The organism is Longispora albida DSM 44784, assembly GCF_000379825.1.
Taxonomy (GTDB): Bacteria; Actinomycetota; Actinomycetes; order Mycobacteriales; family Micromonosporaceae; genus Longispora; species Longispora albida.
Genome location: NZ_KB903833.1, coordinates 560,534 through 585,677 on the forward strand (window position 1 = coordinate 560,534; position 25,144 = coordinate 585,677).

The following is a 25,144-nucleotide window of genomic DNA, read 5'->3' on the forward strand; positions in this document are numbered from 1 at the left end:
ATCGTTTTCCTGTACCTGCTGCGCGGCTGGCGGCGTGCCCGGCTGTTGCTCGGATGGCGGGCGGCTCTGGCTGGATCGCAGCGGTCACCCCAGGGGCGCCGGAGCACCCGGGCTGCGTGAGGCTGGCCGTTGGCTGGTGCGCTGCTGGCCGGGGAGGGTGGTGCGCCGCTAGCCCGGGAGGGCGGTGAGCGTAGCGAACAGAGCCCGGCGGGACTCTTCCGGCAGGACGGAGTAGGACGGGGCGTCGAGGCGGTTCGTCTCGGCCTCGACGGACTCGCGTTCGGGGCCGGGTTCCAGGGCGCGGATGGACTGGGCGGTGTGGCCGGCCGCTGCCCAGGCCTGGGCGTGCAGGTCGGCGCGCCGGTACCTGAACGCGCCCATGCGGGTGGTGACCTGCGTCGCGAGGGTGGCGTCCGGCGGCAGGTACGGGCGGCGGGCCGCTTCGAAGGCTGGCCCGCCGGGCACAGTCAGCAGGGTCGCGAGGGTGTCGTTCAGGGCTGGCAGGAGGGCGGCGGAGGCGGCCCAGAGCTCTGCGGCCCCGGTACCGAGGGCCGCCTGGAAGCCGAGCGCGAAGTCCCGGCCGAGATCGGTGAGGTGGATGGCGTTTCCGTCCACTGTGAACACACCCATGTGGACGTGGTCGGCGAGGGCCTGCTCCCGCGCCTCGGGTTCCCAGTACCTGGTCAGGGCTTCCAGGGCCGGGAGGGTGACCGGGCCGGCCAGGAAGACGTGGTACACGTCGATCAGCAGGCCGGGGCGGATGCCGCCGTACCTGGCGAGGACCGCCCGGCCCTGCGTGCGCGTACCGGCCCGGAAGGCCTGGTAGACCCGGTCGAGTTCCGTTCGGAGATCAGCGGCGAAGGATGCTGTCATCCGGCAACCATATGCGCGCGGAGCGAACGGATGGTGCCCTCCGGTACACCGATGGAGGCGGCGAACCGGGCGACACTGCCGTGCCGGGCGCGCAGGTCTGCGAGGAAGGCGAGGATCGCCTCTGGCGGGCAGGCCGAGAAGGGCGGCGGGGCACCCTGGAAGCCGTACGCCTGGTGGAGGTGGGCCGTGACCAGGTGCGAGGTCTCCGCGGTGCGCGCGTAGTCGGCGGCGATCGCCTCGTCGCCGATGCCCACGAGGGAAAGGATCAGGGCAGCCATCACGCCCGTACGGTCCTTGCCACCCGCGCAGTGCAGGACGGCCGGCGCGTGGTCGGCCTCGGCGAGGAGCCGCAGCGCCGTGGCGATCTCACCGGCGCCGTCCTCGGTGATCTCCAGGTACCGGTCGGCGAGGTAGCGGGCGACGCCGACCGAGTCGTCGTACGTGGCCGTGTCCCACATCCGCCGCATGATGCTCAGGTTGTGGTAGTCCTGCCCGGCGGCGGCCCTGACCCGGCCGTGTGTGCTCACCTCCTCCGGCAGGCGGAGGTCGACCACTGTGCGCACGCGTAAGGAACGGAACTTGTTCCAGTCCGTGTCGTCGAAGCGGGCCAAGGAATCGGAGCGGTACACCCGGCCCGGCTTGAGCCGGTGACTGTCCGCTGTGGATAGATCCCGGAAGTTGTACACATTGGTGAACACCGACCGAGCGTAAGCATGACGGTGCGCGCCCAGCCACAGCCGAGCGCGCACATTTGTCAGCACTAATTCCCGGTACCGTCAGTCACCGTGATGTGACAGAACTCAGCCGAACAGGTTACTGAGCCAGCCGGTCTTGCCCAGGTACTCCAGGCCGGCGAAGACCAGGAAGACGCCGGACGCGACGTGGGACAGCCGGGCGCTGCGCCTGGTCCTGCCCAGCCAGCGGACGAGGACCAGCAGGCCGAGCAGGCGGCACAGAGCGAACATCCCGGCCGCGATGACCAGGACGAAGAGAAACGCACCGAACCGGGCCGCGAGTCCCGGCGAGCCCCCGACGAAGGCCCAGATCCCCCAGCAGACGAAGGCGAAGGACGCCCCGGCGGCGCTCAGCTCCCAGCCCCTGGCGAGCAGCCGGGCCCGTTCGGCCGGCGGGAGCTTCGGCTCACTGTGAACGACCCGCTCGTGCGGGAGCTGGAGGTCGGGCGCGGTGTCCGGCTCCGGCTGGCGGGGGACGCTGGCCCGGCCGGGGCTGTTCGGGCTGTTCGGCTCGCGGGCAGGCTGCGGGGGCGCGACGCGGGTCGGGTCGTAGGGCGGGGGCGCCGGGGGGTACTGGTGGGCCGGCGGCGAGTACATCCGGGTCTGCGGCATCTGCGCGGCCGGCGGGACGGCGTAGGCGGGTGCCGCGGTCGGCACGGCTGGCTTGGCGAGGACCTCGCGCAGCTTGACCAGCTCGCGCTCCAGCTTCTCGATCCGGTCGAAGGCACCGGACTCCGTGCCGGCGACGGCTGGCCGCTTGGCCGGCACCGACGCCCGCCCGACCGTTCTGGACGTCTCGGCCCACTCGACACCCAGGTCCGGAGTGCCGCCAGCCCGGACGAGCTCTGCCAGGTCGGCGACCCAGCCGGGCAGGTCGAGGGTCTTCGGCCGGTCCACCGGGTTGTCGGCGAGGGGCGCGAGCAGGTGATGGCGGAGCTTGGGGTAGCCGTCGAGCATCGGGTGCACGCGCAGGCCGGTGTGCTCCGAGCGCGGGAAGGCCCCGGTGACCAGGAAGTACGCCACGGCGCCGAAGCCGTGCACGTCATAGGCCGGGCCGACCTTGCCGCTCAGCGCCTCCGGCCCGCCGGCCTCGCTGGTGTATGCGATCTGGGTGATGTGGTCGGCGCGGTGGTACCGGGCGCCGGTGAAGTCGATCAGGCGGATCTCGCCGCTCGGCAGCACCATCACGTTGGACGGCTTGATGTCCATGTGCAGGACGGGGCAGGCGGCCGGGTCGGCCGGGTTGTGCAGGTCCCGGAGGATGCGGGCCAGGAAGGCCAGCGCGCCTGCCGCGTTGAGCCGCCGTCCGTCACCCTGGGGGCGCAACTGCACGTACTCGCGGAGGTTCAGCCCCGGCAGGTAGTCGTACACCTGGATCGGCACGGCGTCACCGGGCGGCGGGAGCTGGCCGGGCGGGTGCGGCGGCGGGCCCCAGAAACCGTCGGCCCGGCGGCAGATGCCGGGCACGCCACGGTTGTTCAGGTCCATCAGGGCCGCGTCGCCCTTGTCCCAGGAACGCAGCTCGTCGGCGATCGGGCGCTGCGGATCGACCCGGAAGACCTTGACGGTCATCGGCGCGGAGCTGACCCCGCTGCACACCCGGACGGCCCGGTAGACCTCCGCCTGCCCGCCGGAGCCCAGGTGCTGCACGAGCCGGTACCGCTGATGGGTTTCGGGAAGCGGCCCTGCCGGGCCGCAGACCAGATCGAGAAGGGCGGTCACTTTGCGAGAATAGCCGCCTTGAACTGCGCCACGTAGTCACCGAGTGACCACTTCGGCGACCAGCCCAGGTCACGGGCCTTGTCGGAGTCGGCAGCACCGCGGACCCGCTCGCCGCGCAGAGCCGGGATCATGGTGATGTTCCCGGAGAACAGCTTCGCCGCGTCGAGCAGCGACCACTCGTTGTTCGCCCCGAGCAGGTAACCGTCGCCCTTCCCGTGCTCGTAGCAGGTCAGGATGCCGGAGACGATGTCCTCGACGTGGGTGAAGTCGCGGGTCTGGGTGCCGGGTGACACGACGGTCAGCGGCTCGCCCTTCTCGAACTGCGCCTCGAAGATGCCGATCACGGTCGCGTACTTGCCGGTCTTGATGTGCCCGGGGCCGTACACGTTGTAGAAGTAGGTGATCACGTGGTCGAGGCCGTACCACTCGGCGAAGTTCTTGATGTACTCGACGTTCTTCGCCTTGGTCCACGCGTACGGGTTCAGGTTCTCGTCCTGCCCGTCGTTGCCGAACTTCGAGCTGGAGCCGGCGTAGACCAGCCTGGCCCCCTGCTGGTGGCAGTACCTGACGACCTGCTTGGTGCCCTGGAGGTTGTACTCCCACACCCGGTCGACCTCGTCGAAGGACTGCACGATCCGCGAGTACTCGCCGAGGTGGAACACCGCCTTCGGGGCCGGCAGGCCGAGGTCGGAGATCTCCGAGGTGCTGCCGTAGACGTACGTGACCCGGTCGTCGGCGACGTGGTTGTCGCGCGTGCCGGTGAAGTAGTTGTCGAGCGAGACGATCCGCGCCTGCGGGTACTTGTCCAGCAGGCCCTTGATCAGGTGACTGCCGACAAAGCCGGCCCCGCCAGTTACCAGATACGTCGCTGCACCATCTACGTTCATGCTGTCTACGCTACCGTCACCGATATGACAGACGCGCACCCCCGCCGGGGCGTCGACCGGCCCCGCGAGGACTCCCGCCGCAGGTCAGGCCCGCCGAGGCCCGCAGAGGAAGACAGTGCGGAGAAGGGGCTGCGGGGGCTGGTCGGGCCCGGTTCGTCCCAGGTGAGCGTTTCGGCGGCGCTGCGGGCGCGCGACGCGAACCGGCCGACGGCAGAGGAGATGGCGTACGCCGAGGAGCACACGCAGGTGGTCCGCCGGAACTGGGTGCCGCCGGAGCAGCTCGGTTAGCGGTTGCGAGAATGCCGTCATGCGCGTTTACCTGGGAGCCGACCACGCCGGCTACGAACTGAAGACCCACCTGGCCACCGTCCTCGCCTCCGAGGGCCACGAGGTGGTGGACTGCGGGCCGTTCGAGTACGACGCCGAGGACGACTACCCGCCGTTCTGCATCGAGGCCGGCGAGCGGGTCGTCGCCGACCCGGGCAGCCTGGGCATCGTGATCGGCGGTTCGGGCAACGGCGAGCAGATCGCCGCGAACAAGGTCACGGGTGTCCGGGCCGCGCTGGCGTGGAGCACGGAGACCGCGCAGCTCGCCCGCGAGCACAACGACGCGAACGTGATCGGCCTCGGCGCCCGGATGCACACCCTCGACGAGGCGACCGAGATCGCGCGGACCTTCCTCAGCACGCCGTTCTCCGGCGTGGAGCGCCACGTCCGCCGGATCGGCCTGATCTCGGACTACGAAGCCAAGTAACCCTGGTGTGCGAAAGGCCCCGGATCCACTCCGGGGCCTTTCGCGTGTACTGGTTACTTGGGCAGCTCGGTCAGCACCAGCCCGCCGCGCGCCTTCGGGGTGAACCACGTGCTCTTGCGGGGCAGCTTGAGCCGGGACAGGTTCACGGCGACGAAGTCGTCCACTGTGACCGGTGCGACGAGGATGGCGGCGGTCGCCCGGCCCTCGTCCACTTCGGACTGGAGGTACGCGGCCGAGTAGTCGCCGCCGACGTAGTTGATGCGCTTGTCGCCGGCGTCGAGACCCAGGAGCTCGTTGAAGATGACGCGCTCGACGAGGGCGTGGTCCAGCCGCTGGACCAGCTCCGCACCGGGGCCGGACGGGAGGGTGACGCTGTGGGCTTTGCCCTCGGCGTACAAAACAATGGATCCGCCCGTGGCAGGGACGGTGATCGGCGTTTCGGCCGGGACCACCTCCGCGCCCAGCGCCCTGAGCTTGTCGATGTCGATGACCGGGCCGAGCAGCAGCCGGTTGTACGGCTGGATCGCGATGGACTCCGGGGTCGTGACGACCGCGAGGAACTTGGGCAGCCCGCCGGTCTGGGCTGCGAGGGAACGGTGGTTGCCGTCGGCGACGATCAGCTCGCCGCCGCCGGCCAGCGCCAGCACCTCGTCCTGGTCCGGGCCGGGGCCGAGGACCCAGACCGCGTGCTCACGGCCGTTCTGGTCGGTGTCGGTGACGGCCGGGGAGCCCATGTTGCCGGTCAGCTCCTCCAGGAGGGCGTGCAGCTCGGCGCCCTTGCCGCTCTGGAGCAGGAGGACCGGCGAGAGCAGGTGGCCGACGCTCTCGGCGAGGGCGACGCGCTCACGGACCTTCTCGATGAAGACGTCCTCGTTGCGGATGACCAGGCCGGGCTCGTCGGCGTTCGTCGAGATCTGGTCGGTGCCGACCAGGCAGAACACGCCGTAGGAACCGGGGCCGAGCCGGTAGATCGCCACCACGTCCTCGTGGGGCCTGAACGAGGTCCTCAGCGTGTCCTGGAGCCGGGAGGCCGCGTCAGGCAACGCTTCGATAAAGGTTTTCCCGAGGCTGGCCGGGGCCAGGTGCGGCATCTCCACGGCCAGGGCACTCACCGGATTCCGCGCGATGATCTCGGTGATCTCGCGATCCTCGGCGAACTCGTCGTAGTTCTGCGCTCCGGTGTGCCCCGTGGAGATCCACGCCCGGTTGATGGGGTACGCGACCGTCATGGGGCAAACCCTACCGTCCCCCTTACCGTCCCAGGCCGTACGCACTACCTGTGAACATGCAAGACTCGCACTATTGTCCTGCTCGTCACCGTGGATGGAGGAGTAAGCCAGGTGGCTGGTACTCGTAACCTTGCCCAGACCGAGGCGATCGAACGCGCCCGACTGCTCGAGGTGCATTCGTACGACATCGCGCTGGATCTCACGGACGGCGGAGGCAAGCCGGGCGAGCGCACCTTCCGCTCCCGCTCCGAGATCCACTTCACCTGCACCGAACCCGGTGCGTCGACCTTCATCGAGGTCGCAGCCGACACCATCGAGTCGGCGACCCTGAACGGCGCCGAGCTCGACACGAGCGCGTGGACCGCCGAGACCGGGCTGACCGTGCCCGGCCTCGCCGCCGACAACGTCCTCGTCGTGACCGGCCAGTTCCTCTACTCGAACTCCGGCATGGGCCTGCACCGCTTCGTCGACCCGGTCGACGGCGAGGTGTACCTGTACTCGCAGTTCGAGACGGCCGACGCCCAGCGCACGTACGCCTGCTTCGACCAGCCGGACCTCAAGTCCGTGGCGACCTGGCACGTGACGGCCCCCCAGCACTGGAAGGTCATCTCCAACGCGCTCGTGGCCTCTGTGGAGGACCACGAGACCGGCGCGAAGGTCACGCACTTCGAGCCGGGCGTGAAGATGAGCACGTATATCAACGCGTTGTGCGCCGGGCCGTACCACGAGGTGACCAGCGAGCACGACGGCATCGCCCTCGGGCTCTACTGCCGGTCCTCGCTGGCCGAGCACTTCGACCCGGATGACATCTTCCTGATCACCCGGCAGGGCTTCGACTTCTTCCACGAGCAGTTCGGGGTGCGCTACCCGCTGCCGAAGTACGACCAGATCTTCGTGCCGGAGTACAACGCGGGCGCGATGGAGAACTTCGGCTGCGTCACGTTCGCCGAGGACTCCTACGTGTTCCGCTCGACGGTCACCGACTTCGAGTACGAGCAGCGGTCGAACACGATCCTGCACGAGATGGCCCACATGTGGTTCGGTGACCTGGTCACCATGCAGTGGTGGGACGACCTGTGGCTGAACGAGTCGTTCGCCGAGTGGGCGGCGCACTGGGCCAACGCCAAGGCGACCCGGTTCACCGACGCGTGGACGACGTTCCTGTCCGCCCGGAAGAACTGGGGCTACCGGCAGGACCAGCTGTCCAGCACCCACCCGGTGTACTGCGACACGCCGGACGTGGAGACCGTCGAGGTCAACTTCGACGGCATCACCTACGCCAAGGGCGCCTCGGTCCTCAAGCAGCTCGTCGCGTACGTCGGCGAGGAGGCCTTCGTGGCCGGCCTGCGCGAGTACTTCCGCAAGCACGCCTGGGGCAACACCGTCTTCGGTGACCTGCTCGCGGCCCTGGAGGAGACGTCGGGCCGCAAGCTCGGCGAGTTCGCCGCGCAGTGGCTGGAGACCGCGCAGGTCAACACGCTCCGCCCCCGGGTGACCGTGGCCGCCGACGGCACCTACGAGTCCGTCGTCATCGAGCAGGAGGCGCCGGAGGACTACCCGACGCTCCGCCAGCACCGGATCGCCCTCGGCCTCTACGACCTGGCCGACGGCAAGCTGCACCGCCGCGAGCGGATCGAGCTGGACATCGCCGGGGCGTCCACTGTGGTCGAGGCGCTCGCCGGGGTACGCCAGCCCGACGTGCTGCTGCTCAACGAGGACGACCTGACCTACGCGAAGATCCGGTTCGACGAGCGGTCGGCGGGATGCGTCCGCGAGCACATCGCCGGGTTCACCGAGTCGCTCCCCCGCGGCCTGGCCTGGGCCTCGGCCTGGGACGCGCTCCGCGACGGCGAGCTGGCCGCCCGCGACTACGTCGCACTGGTCGCCAACGGCCTCCCGGCCGAGGACGACATCAACCTGGTCACCGTGACGGCCAAGCAGGCGCAGCTGGCCCTCAGCCAGTACGCCGACCCGGCCTGGTCGCCGGCCGGCTGGGAGCTGCTCAGCGGCGCGGCCCGTGGTGCGGTGGAGAACGCGGAGCCCGGCTCCGGCCTCCAGCTCGCCTGGGCGCGTACCTTCTCCTCCACCGCACGCTCCGAGGCCGACCTGGCCGTGCTCCAGGGCTGGCTGGAGGGCAAGGACGTGCCGGCAGGCCTGTCGATCGACACCGGCTTCCGCTGGCACCTCGTGCAGAACCTCACCGCGCAGGGCAAGGCAGGCCAGGCGGAGATCGACGCCCAGCTCGCCACCGACCCGACAGCGACCGGCAAGCAGGAGGCGCTGCTCGCACAGGCCCTGATCCCGACCGCCGAGGCCAAGGCCGCGGCGTGGGAGCGGATCACCGGCGAGGGCGACCTGACGAACATGCAGGCCCGGTACCTGCTGCTCGGCTTCCAGCACCCCTCGCAGGTGGAGCTGACCAAGCCGTACGTCGCCGCGTTCTTCGACAAGGCGACGCCGGTGTGGGAGCTGCGCGACGGTGACATCGGCCAGATGTACGCCGTCTGGGGCTTCCCGAAGCTCCAGGTCTCCGAGGACACCATCGCCGCGACCGACGCGTGGCTGGCGCAGGACAGCCACCCGGCTCCGCTGCGCCGGCTGATCGCCGAGGGCCGCGACGACGTGCTGCGTGCCATCAAGGCCCGGGCGGCCGACGCCCGGTAGTGACACGCGAAAGCGGCGGGAGGTGGTCAGCTCCCGCCGCTCTTTCGTACTCGTGGAACGAGAGAACGCCCGGGCCGCTACGGTGCGGCCCGGGCGTTTTCCGTGGTCTGCGAGGGGTGGGTATCGCTGGGGTATGTGCGGTTACTTCGCGGCGTGCGAGGCGAGCTGGCTCAGGCCGGCCACGATGCCGCCCGCCAGGTCGCCGCCCGTGAAGGCCGCGGTCATCGAGAACGCCGCGAGGGCGCAGTCCCGGTCCGGGAGGCGGCGGCGGGCGGCCTCGCCCGTCACGATCTCCAGGATCCGCTGGTTGGGCGACACGGCGATCAGCACGCTGTTGTCCGGGTCGGCGAGCTCGCTGTGCAGCTTCTCGGCCGCGCCGCGTACCGGGGCGTGCAGGTCACCCACGTAGATGCTGAACGTCAGCCGGCTCTCCTGGTCGGCCAGGCGCAGGGCCTCGTCGATCCGGATCAGCTGCCGCGAGGTGAACGGCCCGTCGACGACCTCCGGGTACCACGGGGGGCCCGGGTCCTCGACACGGTCGATGACGGCTACCGCTTTACCACTTGCCACTGGCCCCACCCTTCGTTCCGGCGGCGGCCACGTGCGCCGCGTCAGGTACGGCAGGCAACGCTGCGTGTGCCGCGTGGTGCCCGGCCACCTTCAGCTCCGGGTGCGCCATGAACCACACCGGGGCGAACTCGAAGGCACGGCCCGGCCGGTACCGCTTCGCGCGGCGAGCGCCAACCCCATAGACGACGGCGTATAGGAACAGCACGACGCCGAGGGTGGTGCCGACGACGAACAGCACTGTGTTCATCGGGTATCCAAACATGAGCATCACGGTAGCGGAGCAGGTGCCCGCTCCACTGCCAGGGGCCTACTATTCGTGACGTGACGAACCGCGCTGACGTCGAGAAACTCGACGCATCCGACCCCTTGGCGCCCTTCAGGGAACGTTTCGCGCTCGGGAGTGACGAAAACCTCATCTACCTGGACGGCAATTCGCTCGGCCGCCCGCCGAAGTCGACCTTGGCCCGGCTGCGTGCCGCGGCGGAGGAGGAGTGGGCCGGGCAGCTCATCCGGGGCTGGTCGCACTGGATCGAGCTGGCCCGCAAGGCCGGCGACGTGCTGGCCGGCGGGGTGGTCGGCGCACGGCCCGGCGAGGTCGTGGTGTCCGACTCGACCAGCGTGAACCTGTACAAGCTGGCGGCTGCGGCGCTCGACGCCCGGCCGGGCCGGCGGGTGATCGTCACCGACGACGACAACTTCCCGACCGACCAGTACATCCTCGCGGGGCTCGCCGAGGCGCGCGGGCTGGAACTGCGCCGGATCCCCACCGACATCGACACCGGCGTGACCCTCGCCGGGGTACGCGAGGCCCTCAGCGACGACGTCGCGCTGGTCTCCCTCTCCCACGTCGCGTACCGGTCCGGCGCGATCGCCGACATGCACGGCATCACGGCGGCCGCGCACGAGGCCGGCGCGCTGATGCTCTGGGACCTGTGCCACTCCGCCGGCTCGGTGCCCGTCCCGCTCACCGCCGCGAACGTGGACCTGGCCGTCGGGTGCACGTACAAGCACCTCAACGCCGGCCCGGGCGCTCCGGCGTTCCTGTACGTCCGGTCCGACCTCCAGCCGCAGCTCCGGCAGCCGATCTGGGGCTGGTTCGGGCAGCGCGACCAGTTCGGCATGGCCGGGGACTACGACCCGGTCGACACGATCGAGCGGTTCCTGGTCGGCACCCCGCCGGTCCCCGGCCTGTACGGAGTCCTCGAAGGAGCCTCGCTGTCCGCCGAGGCCGGCATCGACGCGATCTACGCCAAGGCGCAGGGCCTGACCGACCTGATGGTCTCGCTGCACGACGAGTGGCTGGCCCCGCTCGGCTTCACCCTCGCCAGCCCGCGCGACGCCGCCCAGCGCGGCGCGCACGTCACGCTGCACCACCCGCAGGCGTGGCAGATCTGCCAGGCGTGGCAGGCCGAGGGCGTGATCCCGGACTTCCGCACCCCGGAACGGCTCAGGATCGGCCCGGCCCCGCTCTACACCCGTTACGCGGACGTCTTCGAGGCCTTCGAACGCCTCCGCGACCTCGTCCAGGAAGGACGCCACAACGCCTTCCCCGCGGAACGCTCCAGGGTCACGTGATCGGTTCTCATTCAAGAACCATTCCCTGGTACCTGTAAAAATCACCACAATTGCTGGCATGATCCCCTTAGGCCCACCGAAGGGGGAGGCATGCGACGGCTACTGTCCACCCTGTCCGCCGGGACCGTCCTGTTGCTCGGGACGGGTGTGCTGCTCGGGACGAGCGCACCGGCACTGGCGGCAGGGGACAACATCGCGCTCGTGGTCGAGCCACAGCTCGTCCAGACCGGCGGCGTGGTCAAGCTGACCGCGAACAACTGCAAGAACACGACGGCCAGCGCGGTGTTCAGCCCGACGAACCTCGGCTCGGTCACGCTGGCCCAGTCGATCGGCAACAACTCGGTCTGGGGCAACGTGACCATCCCGGCCGGCACGCCCACCGGCGTGTACACGATCACGGCCAACTGCGTGGGCAGCGACGTCAAGGCCTCACAGAGCCTCTACGTGTACCAGGCGCAGCCCACCCCGACCCGCGCGCCCAACACGGGTGGCGTGGCGCTCGGCGGTAGCTCCGGTGCCGCGATGACGGCGGCGGGCGTGGGCCTGGCCGGGCTGGGCGGCCTGGTCGGCGTCCTCGCGTGGCGGCGCCGCCGTGCGTCCCTGGTGGACTAGGGCCTTTCTTCCGGATGCTCGCCGAGGCGCGGCGAGGTCCAGAGGGCGAGATGCAAGCCGGCGGCTCGTCCGGATACCGGTGTTGTATCCGGACGAGCCCCCGGCGCCGCAGGTCGTTCTCTGGACCCGGCGCGGTCGGCGATGATCCGGAAGAGAGGCCCTCACTCCTACCTGCTCGCGGGGCTCGCGGGGCTGCTGGTCCTCGCCGGGGCCGCCGTCGCGGGGATCGGTCTCGGTTCCTGGGCGGCTCCGGCTCCGGCGTCCCCGGCCGCGAGCAGCGCCGTGCGGCCGGCCGCTCCCGTGTTCCGCGTGCCGCCGATCAAGCGGGCCACGCCGACCCGGGTACGGATCCCGTCGATCGGGGTCAACGCGAAGCTGATCCAGGTCGGGCTGGACAAGGGTGACGTGGCGTTGCCGCCGCTGGAGAAGCCCTCGCTGGCCGGCTGGTACAAGCCCGGGCCGGCCCCGGGTGAACTCGGGCCGTCCATCCTGGTCGGTCACGTGTCCGGCAAGAAGGGGCCCGCCGTCTTCTACAAGCTCGGCGAGGTCAAGCCGGGGGCGACGATCGAGGTGACGCGGGCCGACAAGTTGACGGCACTGTTCCGGGTGGACGGCGTGGAACGCTTCCCGAAGGCGAAGTTCCCCACGGCACGGGTGTTCGGCGAGTACACCGGGCCGCACCTGCGGTTGATCACGTGCGGCGGAGCGTATGTCGGCGGAGCGCTGGGCTACGCCGACAACGTCGTGGTGTTCGCTTCTCTGGTAGGGACCCGCTGAGCTTCAGATCAAGAACAAAGATCAAACCCGTTGAGGTGTACCTAGGCGGCTTGGGCTTCTGGGGCTGCGGTGGCCACACCGAGCCAGGGGCTCCAGCGGGGGTCCGGGGAGCGGTGGCCGAGGATGCGCCAGGCCGGGCCGCGCGGGGCCGCTGGTGCCGGGTGCAGGCGCCAGCCGAGCTCGGCGAGCGTGCGGGCGGCCTTGCGGTGGTTGCACCTGGCGCAGGACGCGACCACGTTCTCCCAGGCGTGCGGGCCGCCACGGCTGCGGGGCAGGACGTGGTCGATGGTCTCGGCAGGCCCCCGGCAGTACTGGCAGCGCCAGCCGTCGCGGGCGAACACCGCGCGGCGGCTGAGGCCGACGTGGGCGCGGTAGGGAACCCGGACATGGCGGGTCAGCCGGATCACGGAGGGGACGGCCAGCTCCTGGCGCTCCGAGTGCATCAGGCCGTCGCCGTCGGTGACGCAGACGGCCTTTCCGGTGAGGAGGAGGATCACGGCTCTTCGGATGGAGATGACGCACAGGGGCTCGTATGTCGCGTTGAGCAGTAACGCGACAGAGCGTTGAGCTGGTGGACCGTCTCCCATCTGGCACCTCCGGATTTGAACTGTGTCTATCCTCCCCGACGACGGGGCTGATTGCACGTGTCTTTTCCCCGAACTTGCAGGAAACCCCGCCGCGCCAGCCCGCCGGAGCATGCGGTACGAAAGGGGGATGATCGCCGCCGATGCCGCCACGAAGCCCGAGTGCGCCAAGGACACCTTCTGTTATTGGCTGTACGAGACGACCGGCTGGCCGGCCTGGGTGGCAGAGAGCAGCAACTGGCTGCTGGTCAAGCCGTTCCGGGTGATCGGCATCCTGCTGGGCGCCGTGGTGCTCCGCTGGCTGATCGGCCGGGTGATCAAGCGGGTCACGACCGGCAGCATGCCCGCCATCCTCAAGCCGCTGCGGGAGAAGGCCCCCGGGGCCCTGGTCGAGGCCGGGCTGCTGTCGGAACGCCGTCAGCAGCGCGCGGAGACGATCGGCTCCCTGCTCCGTTCCGCCAGCGGCGCGCTGATCTTCGCGATCGCGTTCATGATGGTGCTGTCCGAGTTCGGGCTGAACCTCGCGCCGGTGCTGGCCAGCGTCAGCATCGTCGGTGTCGCGCTCGGTTTCGGGGCGCAGAGCCTGGTGAAGGACATCCTCTCCGGCGTGTTCATGCTGCTGGAGGACCAGTACGGGGTCGGGGACACCGTCGACGTCGGCGAGGCGAACGGCACCGTCGAGGCGGTCGGCCTGCGGGTCACCACGGTCCGGGATGTGCGTGGTGTGGTGTGGTACGTCCGCAACGGGGAGATTGTCCGGGTCGGCAACAAGAGCCAGGGCTGGGCGGCGATCGTGCTCGACGTGCCGATCGGGTACGCGAACGCCGACGAAGCAATCGACGTGATCAGAACCGCCGTGCACGCCTACTCCACGGCGGAGGAGAACGCCGAGGAGTTCCTGGAGGAGCCGAAGGTACTCGGAGTCGAGCAGCTCACGATCGATGGCGCGGTACTGCGGATCACCGCGAAGACCTCTTCCGACGCCCAGTGGCGGATCGGCCGGGACCTGCGCGGCGTGGTCACCGGGGCCCTGAACGACGCCGGGATCTCCTCTCAGATCAGCGCAAGCCGGACCCGGCCCGCGCCTCCCGCGCAGCCGCAGTGAGCGCTAACATCTGTAGTCGATCAGATATCCCCCTTTCGGGCTACCGTAAACTCGGCCAATCAGGCAAACTCAGGGGCAAGCCAAGCGTGTGAGCGCTTGATAGCCGCCGACGACGCCGCCAGGAAGGACCACACCGCCCGTGTCCGACCAGCCGCGCAGCACCACCTCCGACCAGGAGGAATCGGTCGCGGCCCCGGCGCCAGCCCCGCCACCACCACGACCCGCGACGTACCGGGACGTTTTCAGCAGCCGCGAGTACCGCGGCTTGTTCATGGCCAGCGGGCTGTCCTGGTTCGGTGACTACGCCGCACGGGCCGCCATCACGGCTCTCGTGTACGCGAAGACCGGCTCGGTGCCCGCCTCCGCCGCCGCGTTCGCCCTGTCGTATCTGCCGTGGCTGCTCGGCGGGCCGGTGCTGGCGGCGCTGGCCGACCGGTACCCGTACCGGAAGGTCATGATCATTTGCGACCTGGCCAGGATGGGCCTGGTCGCGGTCGTCGCGGTGCCCGACATGCCGGTGCCGGTGATGTTCGCGCTGCTGATGGCGACGGCGATGCTGAATCCGCCGTTCGAGGCTGCCCGTTCGGCCCTGCTGCCCAAGATGGTCGCCCCCGATCGGTATGTGCTCAGTGTCGGCGCGCTCGGCTCGCTGGGCCAGGCCGCGCAGATCGCCGGTTACGTGGGCGGGGCGGCGCTCAGCCTGGCCAGCCCGCATCTGACCCTCGCGTTCAACGCGGTGACCTTCGGGATCTCGGCGCTGCTGCTCGCGGTGTTCGTGGTGCCGCGCCCGGCCGCGCTGGCCTCGGAGCAGCGGCGGACGATCCTGCGGGAGACCGGCGAGGGCATCTCGATCGTGTTCTCCCGGCCTGTGACCCGCGCGGTCGCGACCATCGTTTTCACCGCGCTGACCTTCGTCGCGGTGCCGGAGGGCCTGGCGGCGGGCTGGGCAGCGGCGCTGAACCGCGGCGAGCTGGCCCAGGGCCTGATCATGGCGGCGGCACCTGCCGGGCTGATCGCCGGCGGCCTGCTGATCCCCCGGCTGGTGCCCCCGGCCGCCCGGCAGAAGCTGATCCGGCCGCTCGTGATCATTGCCCCGGTGGTGCTGGTGCCGGCCCTGCTCGAGCCGCCGCTGCCGGTCGTGCTCGTGATGGTGTTCGTGGTGGGCTTCGCCTTCGGCGCGTTCACCCCGATCCTGAACGGCATGTTCGTCCAGGTGCTGCCGTCCAGCCACCGGGCCAGGGCGTTCGGCGTGATGAACACGGGGACGCAGTTGTCGCAGGGTCTGGGGCTGCTGGCCGCCGCAGGGCTCACCCAGTACTTCCGGGTGCCGTTCGTGATCGGCGGCTGGTGCGCGGCCGGCGCGGTGGCGATGGTCGTCGCGAGTGCCGTCTGGCCCTCGGCCGAGGTGATCGATGCGGAGATCGCCCAGACCCAGGCCGCGAACGATGCGGCGGCCAAGCTGGCAGGATAGCCGGGTGACGTCTTTCTACGAAGCGATCGGCGGCGAGCCGGCCTTCCGGCAGCTGGTGGACGAGTTCTATGCCGGGGTCGCCCAGGACGAGCTGATCCGCCCGATGTATCCGGAGGAGGACCTCGGCCCGGCCGCCGACCGGCTGCGGATGTTCCTCGAGCAGTACTGGGGCGGGCCGCGCACCTACTCCGAGGAGCGCGGGCACCCCCGGCTCCGGATGCGGCACGTGCCCTTCACGATCGGCCCGGCCGAGCGGGACGCCTGGCTCAAGCACATGCGCGCGGCCCTCGACACCCTCGCGCTCCCCGCCGAGCAGGACCACGAGCTCTGGGACTACCTCGTGAAGGCCGCGTACTTCATGGTGAACTCCTTCGACGAGCAGCCGGGCTGAGGCAGCCGCTCAGTCACGAAAGCACGCTCTGTTCGTTATGCCCGGCATGCGACGGCGTCTGCTCACACTCGGCATCATCCTGCTCGCCGGGCTGGTCAGCATCTCACCGGCCAGCGCCGACCGCGCCCACGGCGGCCTGGTCAGCGAGGACCCGGCCGACTGGACCCCGCACGTCCTCGACGGCACCGTGTACGCCTTCGCCGTGCACGGTGACACCGTCGTGGCCGCCGGGGACTTCTCCACTGTGGAGGACTCGCGGGGGCAGCGGTACGGGCGGAGCAACGTGTTCGCCTTCCAGCTCGGTACCGGGAAGGTGCTGCCGGGCTTCGCGCCCAGCGTCGCCGGGCCGGTGCGGGCGGTGGCGATGACGGGGCCGGGCGAGGTCGTGATCGGCGGCGAGTTCACCGAGGTCAACGGGGCCCGCCGCCGGGGGCTGGCGAAGCTGCGCCTGGACGGCACCACCGACCAGGGCTTCAAGGCCACGGTGGACGGCTACGGCATGGTCCGCAGCCTCGCCGCGCGGGGGGCCAGCGTGTACGCGGGCGGGGAGTTCACGAGCATCAGCGGCGTGGACCGCCCGGCTCTGGCCAGGCTCGACAGCCGGACGGGGGTTGTCGATCCCGGATTCGACCTGGAGCTGGAGCGCCGGGAGGGCGGGCGGCTGTGGGTGCAGTCGCTCGCGCTGAGCCAGGACGGCTCGGTGCTCGCCTTCGACGGCACGTTCAGCCGGGTCCAGGGCGCCAGGCGCCCGCAGGTCGCCGTCGCGTACACGGATGGCGGCGGCACGGTCGCCGACTGGTCGACCGGGGCGTACGCCGAATCGGAGTGCGACCCCCGGTACGAGACGTACCTGCGGGGCATCGACCTCTCCCCCGACGGCTCGTACCTGGTGGTGGTGAGCAGCGGGCACCAGTCCGGGCCGGGCGTGATGTGCAACAGCGCCGCCCGGTTCGACGTCGCCGACGGCGAGGACGCGCTCCCGGCCTGGGTCAACCACACCGGCGGCAACACGCTGCTGTCGGTGGCCATCACCGGGGCCGCCGTGTACGTCGGCGGGCACCAGCAGTGGCTCGACAACCCGTACGGCGACAAGTCGGCCGGGCCGGGTGCGGTGAGCCGCCCGGGTATCGGGGCCATCGATCCCGCCTCAGGCCTCGCCCTCGACTGGAACCCGGGCAAGGGCCGTGGCGTCGGCACGGAAGCCCTGGTCGCCTACCCGGGCGGGCTGCTGGTCGGCAGCGACACGGAGCGGCTCGGCGGCGAGTACCACGCCAGGCTCGGAGCGTTCCCGCTGCGGTGACGGTGCCGTGATCTGAGCGCGATGTGGCCGTCGTACGGTCTGGGCATGCGCCGCTCAGCATCCATCGCCATCGTTGCACTGCTCGCCGGGTGCACCGCCACGCAGCCTGCGGCCAGTCCAGCGCCCAGCGCCCCGGTGATCGCCCCGCCGCAGGCCGGCTACCCGGCCGGGAAGTCGGCCCCGGTCGCCGACCCGGTATACCCGGGCTTCGGCAACCCGGCCATCGACGTTCTCCACTATGGATTGTCGCTGGCCTGGGCCCCGGAGACAGGCACGCTGTCGGGCACGGCGACGGTGACGATGCGGGCCGTCAGCGAGCAGCCGCAGATCCGGCTCGACTTCTCCTCCGCGTACCGGATCGAGAACGTGACCGTGGACGGCGCGGTGCACAGCGGCACGGTCGACGGCACCAAGCTCACGGTCCCGTCCAGCCTGACGGCGGGGAAACAGACCGTCCTGGTGGTGAAATACGCCGGCAAACCCCAGCCGGTGACGATGCCCTCTCACCGTCCCGACGGGGGCACGCTAGGGCTTCATCCTGTACCGGGCGGGGCACTGTGGACCATGCAGGAGCCGTACGGCGCGTTCACCTGGTACCCGGTCAACGACCAGCCCTCCGACAAGGCCCTCTACGACATCACGATCTCCGTGCCGGAAGGCTGGTCGGCTGTCGCGAGCGGGACTCCGGTACCAGGTAAGGGATTCACCTACCACTCGGCCGACCCGGTGGCGAGTTACCTGACGACGCTCGCGGTCGGCAAGTACCAGCACGAGGTGGTGGCCGGGCCACGCGGCCTCCCGGTGCACCTGTGGACGCGGGCGAAGGACGGTCACCACCTGCCGGGCCTGCGCCGCTCCCCCGCCCTGCTCACGTGGCTGGAGGAACGGCTCGGCCCGTACCCGTTCCCGACGGCCGGAGTCGTGCTCGTCGACGGCACGTCCGGCATGGAGACGCAGCAGATGGTCACGCTGAGCGGCGGCATCTCCCAGGCCCAGCTCGAACCGGTGCTGCTCCACGAGTACGCCCACCACTGGTTCGGCAACACGGTCACCCCGTCGACATGGAAGGACGTGTGGCTGAACGAGGGCTGGGCCACCTACACCCAGTGGCTGTACCAGGGCGGGCTCAGCGAGCGGATCAAGGAAGCCCGCGCCCAGGACGGCGCGCTCCGGGCCCAGGCCGGCCCGCCCGGCAACCCGAACCCCGGCAACTTCGCCGAGCGGAACGTCTACTACTGCACCGCGCTCCTGCTCCACGAGATCCACCAGGCACTCGGCGACGAGAAGTTCTTCGGGCTCGCGAAGGCCTGGGTACAGGAGCACCGGAACTCGGTGCAGGACCGCGCGGCGTTCACGGCCTTCGTGAACAGGCACACGGGCCGGGACTTCAAGCCACTCATCGACAAGTGGCTGGACTCGCCGACGACGCCCTAGGCTCGTGCCGGTGTCCACACCTGCTGTGTTTCTCGCGGAGTTCCATCGTGCCTTCGGGCTCCGGCACGCCGAGTCACCCGGGCTGCCGCCGGCCGAGCACGTGACCGTGCACCGGCGGCTGGTCGAGGAGGAAGCCGCCGAGGCCGTCGAGGCGATGGCCGGCGAGGACCTGGCGCACATCGCCCAGGAACTCGCCGACGTGGTCTACGTGGCCTACAGCGCGGCCCTGGCCTACGGCATCGACCTCGACGCCGTCCTCGCCGAGATCCACCGGGCCAACATGACGAAACTCGGGCCGGACGGGCTGCCGGTGCGACGCGAGGACGGCAAGGTCCTCAAAGGACCCGATTTTGAACCTGCGGACGTGGCTGCGGTGCTACAGCGCCAGGCAGCGGGTACAAAATGATGGGTTTGATCTAGGGTTTGATCTTCGCTTTTGATCTAACGCGAAGTGGCCCGCTGAGAGTGAATCTGGCAAGCGTTTTGGGTCCCTCGTACCGGTGTTGTATGTGGGACCCGAAAAGGCGCAGTCCAGATTCGCTCTCAGCGGGTCCTCACAAGACCCCAGCGTCGGAGTGGAGCCAGTCTACGTAGGTGGCGGCTACTGCTGTGGCGCAGTCGATGAGCTCGTCGACGAGTTCGTCGTGGGCGCCGGCCAGGAAAGGGACCTGCATCTCGGCGTAGAACGGGAGGCCGCCGTGCTCGGTGGGGTCGCCGACGTAGGCCTTCATGAAGCGGCGGGCGTGGTTCCACTCGTTGGCGGCGGCGTAGGCGCGCTCGGCCCATTCGAGCGGGGCCGTGGCGTGTGCCCTGGCGCGCACGACGAGGATCTCGTCGTCGGGGCCTTCGAGGGTGAACAGGACGGCGTGCCGCTCCCAGAGGGCCAGCAGTGCGCCGTCGGCGTCGGTCAGGTGCCGGATCTCCTGCCGGGTCAGTGAGGCGGCGACCCGCTCCATCGTGACCGGGGTGATGGCACCAGCGCCCCGCCGCTGCCGGGGAAGCTGGAGCCGCAGGCCGCCGTCGGGCTCGGGGTCCTCGTGCCCCCTGCGCCACCACGCCATCGTGCGCTCCTCACCTGGGATGAGATGTGCAGGCCCGGGCCGTGACCCTGGGCCACGCCTGCCGCCTTGCTGCGCGGCTCTGGCGCGACTCGACGTTACCCAGGCAAACCTGCCGCTGTCAGCCCCCGAATCAGCACGAGTTCCTGGCCGATCGGGGGAATCCGGGCATACCACCAGGCCGATCGGGCCCCATCCGGTCATCTTTTCGGATGGTGAACGACTCGGCCGGACAGTGGATCTTGTGTGACCGCGAGTTACCGGGTGAGCAGGGGCAGCGACGGCCGGTACCAGGCTGTGCCGTGCTCGCCGCGCAGGCCCGTCCACGGACCCGAGCGGAGGACGAGGACGGCACCCTCGCCGGCGAAGCCCATCCGGGCCAGGCCGAGCACGAGGCGCAGCGGCACCTCGGCAGCCTCGCCGTCGGCGGCCGTCACCGAGATCGCCACGTGCTCCAGCAGCGCGTCGCGGACCCGGCGCTCGCCGATCGCGGGATTGGCCGAGCGCATGGTGCTCGCCGCGGCCTCCGCGATGCCGCGCAGCTCGGCGGCCGGGATGCTCTCGAGTACGCGGCCGGGACCGCCGGGGAGCGCGCCCCGCCAGTCGTGGTCGCGGCTGGGCGGGAGGGGGGTGCCGTCCAGGCTGGCGAGGAGCTCGCCAGCCTGGTACACGCCGGGGGTGGTCTCGATCTTCCTGGTGACCAGGACGTCGATCGGCAGCCGGGCCCAGGCGTCGCCGCCGGTGAGCCGGACGAGCGTGCCGGGGCCGAAGCGGGCCACCCGGGAGCAGAAGGCACCCAGCTCCGTCAGGATGACTCCTCCAGCCACTTCGACAGCCAGCCCCGCTCCTCCTCCGTGACCCGGCGCGGGCGCTGGGTACCGAGGTTGAACGGGACCAGCACCGTCTTCGCCCTGCTCGCCAGCTTGTCGTTGGCGAACAGCTCGTAGGCGACGACGAAGGAGCTGTTGCGGATCTCCTCGATCCACGTCTCGATCCGCACGGCGTCGTCGTGGCCGACCGGCAGGAGATAGTCGATCTCGTGCCGGGCGACGACCACCCCGTCCTTCAGCTCCGGCAGCGGCACGTCGATGAACATCATCGCCACGCGCGCCTCCTCGTACAGGGTGAGGAAGCGCGCGTTGTTGACATGCCCGTACGCGTCCATGTCGGACCAGCGCAGCGGGCATTCGTACAGGTGCCTGGCCACTAGTCGCGGGTCAGCTTCCGGTGGGTGACGCGGTGCGGGCGGGCAGCCTCGACGCCGAGCCGGTCGACCTTGTTCTTCTCGTAGGCCTCGAAGTTGCCCTCGAACCAGAACCACTTGGCCTCGTTCTCGTCGTCACCCTCCCACGCGAGCATGTGGGTGGCGACCCGGTCGAGGAACATCCGGTCGTGGGAGATGACCACGGCGCAGCCCGGGAAGTCGAGCAGCGCGTTCTCCAGGGAGGACAGGGTCTCGACGTCGAGGTCGTTGGTCGGCTCGTCGAGCAGCAGCACGTTGCCGCCGATCTTCAGGGTCAGTGCCAGGTTCAGCCGGTTGCGCTCACCGCCGGAGAGGACCTTGACCGGCTTCTGCTGGTCCGGGCCCTTGAAGCCGAAGGCCGCGACGTAGGCGCGCGAGGGCATCTCGACCTTGCCGACCATCAGGTGGTCGAGGCCGTCGGAGACGACCTCCCACACCGTCTGGGAGCCGTCGAGGCCCGAGCGGTTCTGGTCGACGTAGGAGATCGAGACGGTCTCGCCGACCTTCACCGAGCCGCTGGTCGGCTCCTCCAGGCCCACGATCGTCTTGAACAGCGTGGTCTTACCGACACCGTTCGGGCCGATGATGCCGACGATGCCGTTACGCGGCAGCGAGAAGCTGAGCCCCTCGATGAGCGTGCGGTCGTCGAAGCCCTTGACCAGGTCCTTGACCTCGATCACCGTGTTGCCCAGGCGCGGGCCCGGCGGGATCTGGATCTCCTCGAAGTCCAGCTTGCGGGTCTTCTCGGCCTCGGTGGCCATCTCCTCGTACCGGTCGAGCCGGGCCTTGGACTTGGTCTGGCGCGCCTTCGCGTTGGAGCGGACCCACTCCAGCTCCTCGGCGAGCCGCTTCTTCATCTTGGCGTCCTTGCGGCCCTCGACGGACAGGCGCAGCGCCTTCTTCTCCAGGTACGTGGAGTAGTTGCCCTCGTAGGGGTAGGTGCGGCCCCGGTCGAGCTCGAGGATCCACTCGGCGACGTGGTCGAGGAAGTACCGGTCGTGGGTGATCGCGATGACCGTGCCCGGGTACTTGGCGAGGTGCTGCTCCAGCCACAGCACGCTCTCGGCGTCGAGGTGGTTGGTGGGCTCGTCGAGCAGCAGCAGGTCCGGCTGCTCGAGCAGCAGCTTGCACAGCGCGACCCGGCGGCGCTCACCACCGGACAGCGGGCCGACCTCGGCCTCCGGCGGCGGGCAGCGCAGCGCGTCCATCGCCTGGTCGAGCTTCGAGTCGATGTCCCAGGCGTCGGCGTGGTCGAGCTCCTCCTGGAGCACGCCCATCTCCGCCATCAGCTCGTCGGAGTAGTCGGTCGCCATCAGCTCGGCGATCTCGTTGAACCGAGCGAGCTTGGCCTTGGTGTCGGCGACCGCCAGCTCGATGTTCTCCAGGACGGTCAGGCTCTCGTCGAGCTTCGGCTCCTGGGCCAGCATGCCGACGGTGTAGCCGGGCATCAGCCGGGCCTCGCCGTTGCTGACGGTCTCCGTCCCAGCCATGATCTTGAGCAGGGTGGACTTACCGGCGCCGTTCGGGCCAACGACACCGATCTTGGCGCCGGGGAGGAAATTGAGCGTCACGTTGTCGAGGACAACCTTGTCGCCGTGCGCCTTGCGCGCCTTCTCCAGCGAGTAGATGAACTGCGCCACGGTGTCAGTAGCCTTCCGGGTCCGATGGGTATCAGGTCAATCTTTCCAGACGCGCGAAGCTCCGCCCGCCCTGGTCCGCCCCGGGCGGCACCCGATGGGGTGACCCTGGTTACCCAGGTTGCGAAAGGGTGACAATGTGATAGATATGTCCGCTTACGTCCTGGACCCAGAGCTACCGTTGCTTGCCATTCACTAGCACAATGGTGGCCGTGGCCACCCCGATGATCCCGGCGCTTCCCGGCTATACCGACCTCCAGCTCATCGCGAATGGCAGCACGGCGCTCGTGTTCCGTGCCACCCAGGAGCGGCTGAACCGGCAGGTCGCGGTCAAAGTGCTGCTCATCGACGACCTGATGACCACGGAAGCCACCGTCGCCCAGGAGCTGGAGACGACGGTCGCGCTGTCCAGCCAGCCACACATCGTGAGCATCATCGACACCGGCAACACGGCCGACGGCAACCCGTACATCGTCATGGAGTACTGCGAGGGCGGGTCCTACGCGCAGATCCTCAAGCAGCGCGGGCCGCTGACGCTGCCGGAGGTGCTGGAGGTCGGTACCAAGATCGGTGAGGCGCTGCACGCCGCGCACCAGGCGGGCATCGTGCACCGGGACGTGAAGCCGCCGAACATCCTGCGGTCACGGTTCGGCCCGGCGCTGGCCGACTTCGGCATCGCCCGTGCGCCCGACCAGCTGGCCGGCACCATGACGATGGGCAAGCTCACCCCGCACCACGCCTCCCCGGAGGCGTTCATGCTGGGTGCCCAGAATGGACTGTCCGATCTCTACAGCCTGGCCTCCACGATGTGGAACCTGCTGGCCGGCCGCCCGCCGTTCGCCGACCCGAACGCCAGCAACGACCCGATGGCCTTCCGCGACCGGGTGCTGAACCAGCCCGTGCCCCGGGTGCCACGCGAGGACGTGCCGGAATGGCTCCAGGAGGAACTGGCCCGGGCGATGGCGAAGCGGCCGGAGGAACGGCACTCGTCCGCGATGGCGTTCGCCGAGGCGCTGCGCCGGCACTCCTACGCGATGAACGCGCTGTCGCCGACCAGTACCAACTCGACGGCTGTCGCCAACCACGCCGCGGCCACCGGGTTCGCACAGCAGCCCTCGCCGTTCGCGCCGCCTTCGCCGTTCACGCAGCCGCAGCACACCGGGTCCCCGCACACCGCCGGGCCCCAGACCGCCTCACCCCACACCGGGTCGCCGCACACGGGCACGCCACAGACCGTGACGCCGCCGATGCCAGGTCCGATCCAGACCGGCGGGGCCACGGAGTGGCCGATGTGGCCCAGCCCGGCGGAGAAGGCCCCTGAGCTGCCCCGCAAGAGCTGGGATCCGGTACCGGAGTGGCAGCAGCAGAACACAGCCCTGGCCGGTGGCGACCTGATCGAGGCGGCCAAGGCACCAGCTCCGGCCGAGCAGCAGCAGCCCGAGACCGAGGGCAAGAAGACCAGCGGCCCGACCGGCTTCACCGCCGCCCCGCTGAACCCGCTGACCCCCGTCCCGCCCGTGTCCGGCGCCCCGATGCCGTTCTCGGCCCCGCCGGCCCCGTACTCCGCACCGCCGGTGTCGGCCGCCCCGTACTCCGCTCCCCCGGCGCCGTTCTCGGCCCCTCCGGCTCCGTTCTCCGCTCCCCCGGCACCGTTCTCCGCACCGCCCGCGCCGTTCTCGGCTCCGCCCGCGCCGTTCTCCGCGCCGCCGGTCCAGTCGGCTCCGCCCGTGCAGTCAGCCCCGCCGGTGCCGGTGAGCCCGATGGTGCTGCCCGCCCACCCCGAGTGGCAGCCGAAGCCGCCGGGCGGGGGCAGCGGCAACGGCAAGACGGTCGTCCTGCTCAGCGTCATCGCGATCCTGCTGGTCGCGGTGATCACCGGCGGCGTGCTGTACCTGGTGAACGGCAAGGGCAGCGAGGACGATCCGCAGGCTGACCGGACCAGCGAGCCCGTCCAGCAGGTGACGAAGAGCGCCGAGGGCGCCCCGACGAACATCACCGTCAAGGACAGCACGGACGGCACCTCGGTCACGCTGACGTGGAAGAACAACCACAACGGCAAGGCCGACTCGAACTTCATCACCATCAACCGCCAGGGCGAGGTCCGGCCGGCCCAGAACCACGGGCAGACCAAGCCCAACGAGACCACCTGGACCTTCAACGGGCTCAGGAAGGACACCAACTACTGCTTCGTGGTCGGCGCTGCGTACCCCGGCCCGTCGATCGCGTACGCCCAGCCGGTCTGCACCACCCGGACCGTGCCCAGCCCGGTCAAGAGCTGAGAGCCTGACCGTGGGTAACCGTCTTCGCGTGTGGTGCCTGCGGCATGGTGAGGCGGAGAGCAACCTCGCCGCCGCGATGGGTACCCAGGACGCGGCTCCCGGGTCGCACTGGCCGGCCACGTCGCCAGCCTGACAGCCGCGCTGGCCGGGCTCTGCGGGCTGCGGCAGCAGGTCTGGGGCAGGCCACTGCCGCACGCCACCCCGTTCCTTGTCGAGCACGACGGCCAGGGCTGGGCCTGCCACGC

General features: G+C 70.2%; 26 protein-coding genes. 14 read left to right on the forward strand and 12 right to left on the reverse strand.

Annotated elements, in window-relative coordinates; translation table 11 throughout:
- Positions 1-168: 168 nt before the first annotated feature.
- The 4 genes from A3G1_RS0120275 to A3G1_RS0120290 all read right to left on the reverse strand — a co-directional run bounded on the left by A3G1_RS0120275 (position 169) and on the right by A3G1_RS0120290 (position 4,216).
- The gene (locus A3G1_RS0120275) at positions 169-873 is read right to left on the reverse strand and encodes a hypothetical protein (RefSeq protein ID WP_018351314.1); all 705 of its coding nucleotides are present in this window, start codon (positions 871-873) and stop codon (positions 169-171) included.
- Positions 870-1,571, reverse strand: coding sequence for a tyrosine-protein phosphatase (locus A3G1_RS0120280; protein WP_018351315.1), 702 nt, complete (start codon positions 1,569-1,571; stop codon positions 870-872). Before A3G1_RS0120280 ends, A3G1_RS0120275 begins: the two co-directional genes overlap by 4 nt.
- A 102-nt stretch (positions 1,572-1,673) precedes the next feature.
- Positions 1,674-3,329, reverse strand: a complete 1,656-nt coding sequence (locus A3G1_RS38785; protein ID WP_051110593.1) for a protein kinase domain-containing protein — start codon at positions 3,327-3,329, stop codon at positions 1,674-1,676.
- Complete coding sequence (locus A3G1_RS0120290; protein WP_018351316.1) at positions 3,326-4,216, reverse strand: NAD-dependent epimerase/dehydratase family protein; 891 nt, start codon at positions 4,214-4,216, stop codon at positions 3,326-3,328. Before A3G1_RS0120290 ends, A3G1_RS38785 begins: the two co-directional genes overlap by 4 nt.
- Positions 4,217-4,240: 24 nt before the next feature.
- Here A3G1_RS0120290 and A3G1_RS39715 point away from each other — a divergent pair, with 24 nt between their 5' ends.
- Both A3G1_RS39715 and A3G1_RS35795 read left to right on the forward strand, forming a co-directional pair.
- On the forward strand, positions 4,241-4,504 hold the full coding sequence (locus A3G1_RS39715) for a hypothetical protein (RefSeq protein ID WP_083937002.1): 264 nt from the start codon (positions 4,241-4,243) through the stop codon (positions 4,502-4,504).
- 19 nt (positions 4,505-4,523) lie between these two features.
- Complete coding sequence (locus A3G1_RS35795) at positions 4,524-4,970, forward strand: ribose-5-phosphate isomerase (RefSeq protein WP_018351318.1); 447 nt, start codon at positions 4,524-4,526, stop codon at positions 4,968-4,970.
- Positions 4,971-5,023: 53 nt separating this feature from the next.
- Here the strand turns inward: A3G1_RS35795 and A3G1_RS0120305 are convergent, their stop codons facing one another.
- On the reverse strand, positions 5,024-6,199 hold the full coding sequence (locus tag A3G1_RS0120305; protein ID WP_018351319.1) for a DUF1015 family protein: 1,176 nt from the start codon (positions 6,197-6,199) through the stop codon (positions 5,024-5,026).
- Positions 6,200-6,310: 111 nt separating this feature from the next.
- On the opposite strand from A3G1_RS0120305, the gene pepN reads away from it, so the two are divergent.
- Positions 6,311-8,863, forward strand: coding sequence for an aminopeptidase N (gene pepN, locus A3G1_RS0120310; RefSeq protein WP_018351320.1), 2,553 nt, complete (start codon positions 6,311-6,313; stop codon positions 8,861-8,863).
- 141 nt (positions 8,864-9,004) lie between these two features.
- Here pepN and A3G1_RS0120315 read toward each other — a convergent pair whose 3' ends face one another.
- Both A3G1_RS0120315 and ctaJ read right to left on the reverse strand, forming a co-directional pair.
- Positions 9,005-9,406: a DUF5130 family protein gene (locus A3G1_RS0120315; protein ID WP_051110603.1), complete on the reverse strand. Its 402-nt coding sequence runs from the start codon at positions 9,404-9,406 to the stop codon at positions 9,005-9,007.
- A gap of 13 nt (positions 9,407-9,419) precedes the next feature.
- On the reverse strand, positions 9,420-9,695 hold the full coding sequence (gene ctaJ / locus A3G1_RS35800; protein ID WP_083937014.1) for an aa3-type cytochrome oxidase subunit CtaJ: 276 nt from the start codon (positions 9,693-9,695) through the stop codon (positions 9,420-9,422).
- Between the two features lie 59 nt (positions 9,696-9,754).
- On the opposite strand from ctaJ, the gene kynU reads away from it, so the two are divergent.
- The 3 genes from kynU (at position 9,755) to A3G1_RS35805 (ending at position 12,397) form a co-directional block, all read left to right on the forward strand.
- A complete protein-coding gene (gene kynU / locus A3G1_RS0120330; RefSeq protein WP_018351323.1) occupies positions 9,755-11,008 on the forward strand; it encodes a kynureninase in 1,254 nt (417 codons plus the stop codon).
- A gap of 90 nt (positions 11,009-11,098) precedes the next feature.
- Positions 11,099-11,620 (forward strand): hypothetical protein, encoded by a 522-nt coding sequence (locus tag A3G1_RS0120335; RefSeq protein WP_018351324.1) that lies wholly within the window; start codon positions 11,099-11,101, stop codon positions 11,618-11,620.
- A gap of 141 nt (positions 11,621-11,761) precedes the next feature.
- Entirely contained in the window at positions 11,762-12,397 is a 636-nt protein-coding gene (locus A3G1_RS35805) for a class F sortase (RefSeq protein ID WP_018351325.1), read from the forward strand.
- 41 nt (positions 12,398-12,438) lie between these two features.
- Here A3G1_RS35805 and A3G1_RS0120345 read toward each other — a convergent pair whose 3' ends face one another.
- The gene (locus A3G1_RS0120345) at positions 12,439-12,984 is read right to left on the reverse strand and encodes an HNH endonuclease (protein WP_026212324.1); all 546 of its coding nucleotides are present in this window, start codon (positions 12,982-12,984) and stop codon (positions 12,439-12,441) included.
- Positions 12,985-13,111: 127 nt separating this feature from the next.
- On the opposite strand from A3G1_RS0120345, the gene A3G1_RS35810 reads away from it, so the two are divergent.
- The 6 genes from A3G1_RS35810 (at position 13,112) to A3G1_RS35815 (ending at position 19,088) form a co-directional block, all read left to right on the forward strand.
- Positions 13,112-14,086 (forward strand): mechanosensitive ion channel family protein, encoded by a 975-nt coding sequence (locus A3G1_RS35810; RefSeq protein ID WP_157641236.1) that lies wholly within the window; start codon positions 13,112-13,114, stop codon positions 14,084-14,086.
- A gap of 139 nt (positions 14,087-14,225) precedes the next feature.
- The gene (locus A3G1_RS0120355; protein WP_018351328.1) at positions 14,226-15,557 is read left to right on the forward strand and encodes an MFS transporter; all 1,332 of its coding nucleotides are present in this window, start codon (positions 14,226-14,228) and stop codon (positions 15,555-15,557) included.
- The gene (locus A3G1_RS0120360; RefSeq protein WP_026212325.1) at positions 15,532-15,948 is read left to right on the forward strand and encodes a globin; all 417 of its coding nucleotides are present in this window, start codon (positions 15,532-15,534) and stop codon (positions 15,946-15,948) included. The genes A3G1_RS0120355 and A3G1_RS0120360 overlap by 26 nt, the downstream gene beginning before the upstream one ends.
- Before the next feature lie 46 nt (positions 15,949-15,994).
- Positions 15,995-17,248, forward strand: coding sequence for a delta-60 repeat domain-containing protein (locus tag A3G1_RS0120365; RefSeq protein WP_026212326.1), 1,254 nt, complete (start codon positions 15,995-15,997; stop codon positions 17,246-17,248).
- Positions 17,249-17,293: 45 nt separating this feature from the next.
- Positions 17,294-18,682: a M1 family metallopeptidase gene (locus tag A3G1_RS0120370; protein ID WP_026212327.1), complete on the forward strand. Its 1,389-nt coding sequence runs from the start codon at positions 17,294-17,296 to the stop codon at positions 18,680-18,682.
- A gap of 10 nt (positions 18,683-18,692) precedes the next feature.
- The gene (locus A3G1_RS35815) at positions 18,693-19,088 is read left to right on the forward strand and encodes a pyrophosphohydrolase domain-containing protein (protein ID WP_040479033.1); all 396 of its coding nucleotides are present in this window, start codon (positions 18,693-18,695) and stop codon (positions 19,086-19,088) included.
- A 148-nt stretch (positions 19,089-19,236) separates the two neighbouring features.
- Here A3G1_RS35815 and A3G1_RS35820 read toward each other — a convergent pair whose 3' ends face one another.
- The 4 genes from A3G1_RS35820 to ettA form a co-directional block, all read right to left on the reverse strand.
- Positions 19,237-19,743: a type III secretion system chaperone family protein gene (locus tag A3G1_RS35820; protein ID WP_018351333.1), complete on the reverse strand. Its 507-nt coding sequence runs from the start codon at positions 19,741-19,743 to the stop codon at positions 19,237-19,239.
- 254 nt (positions 19,744-19,997) lie between these two features.
- A complete protein-coding gene (locus tag A3G1_RS0120385; protein WP_018351334.1) occupies positions 19,998-20,567 on the reverse strand; it encodes a DUF8185 domain-containing protein in 570 nt (189 codons plus the stop codon).
- Entirely contained in the window at positions 20,546-20,947 is a 402-nt protein-coding gene (locus tag A3G1_RS0120390; protein WP_018351335.1) for a thioesterase family protein, read from the reverse strand. The genes A3G1_RS0120385 and A3G1_RS0120390 overlap by 22 nt, the downstream gene beginning before the upstream one ends.
- On the reverse strand, positions 20,947-22,623 hold the full coding sequence (gene ettA / locus A3G1_RS0120395; RefSeq protein WP_018351336.1) for an energy-dependent translational throttle protein EttA: 1,677 nt from the start codon (positions 22,621-22,623) through the stop codon (positions 20,947-20,949). Before ettA ends, A3G1_RS0120390 begins: the two co-directional genes overlap by 1 nt.
- A 209-nt stretch (positions 22,624-22,832) precedes the next feature.
- Here ettA and A3G1_RS38790 point away from each other — a divergent pair, with 209 nt between their 5' ends.
- Both A3G1_RS38790 and A3G1_RS42125 read left to right on the forward strand, forming a co-directional pair.
- Positions 22,833-24,899, forward strand: a complete 2,067-nt coding sequence (locus A3G1_RS38790; protein ID WP_169437591.1) for a protein kinase domain-containing protein — start codon at positions 22,833-22,835, stop codon at positions 24,897-24,899.
- Positions 24,900-24,909: 10 nt separating this feature from the next.
- A complete protein-coding gene (locus A3G1_RS42125; RefSeq protein ID WP_281167850.1) occupies positions 24,910-25,032 on the forward strand; it encodes a hypothetical protein in 123 nt (40 codons plus the stop codon).
- Positions 25,033-25,144 lie beyond the last annotated feature (112 nt).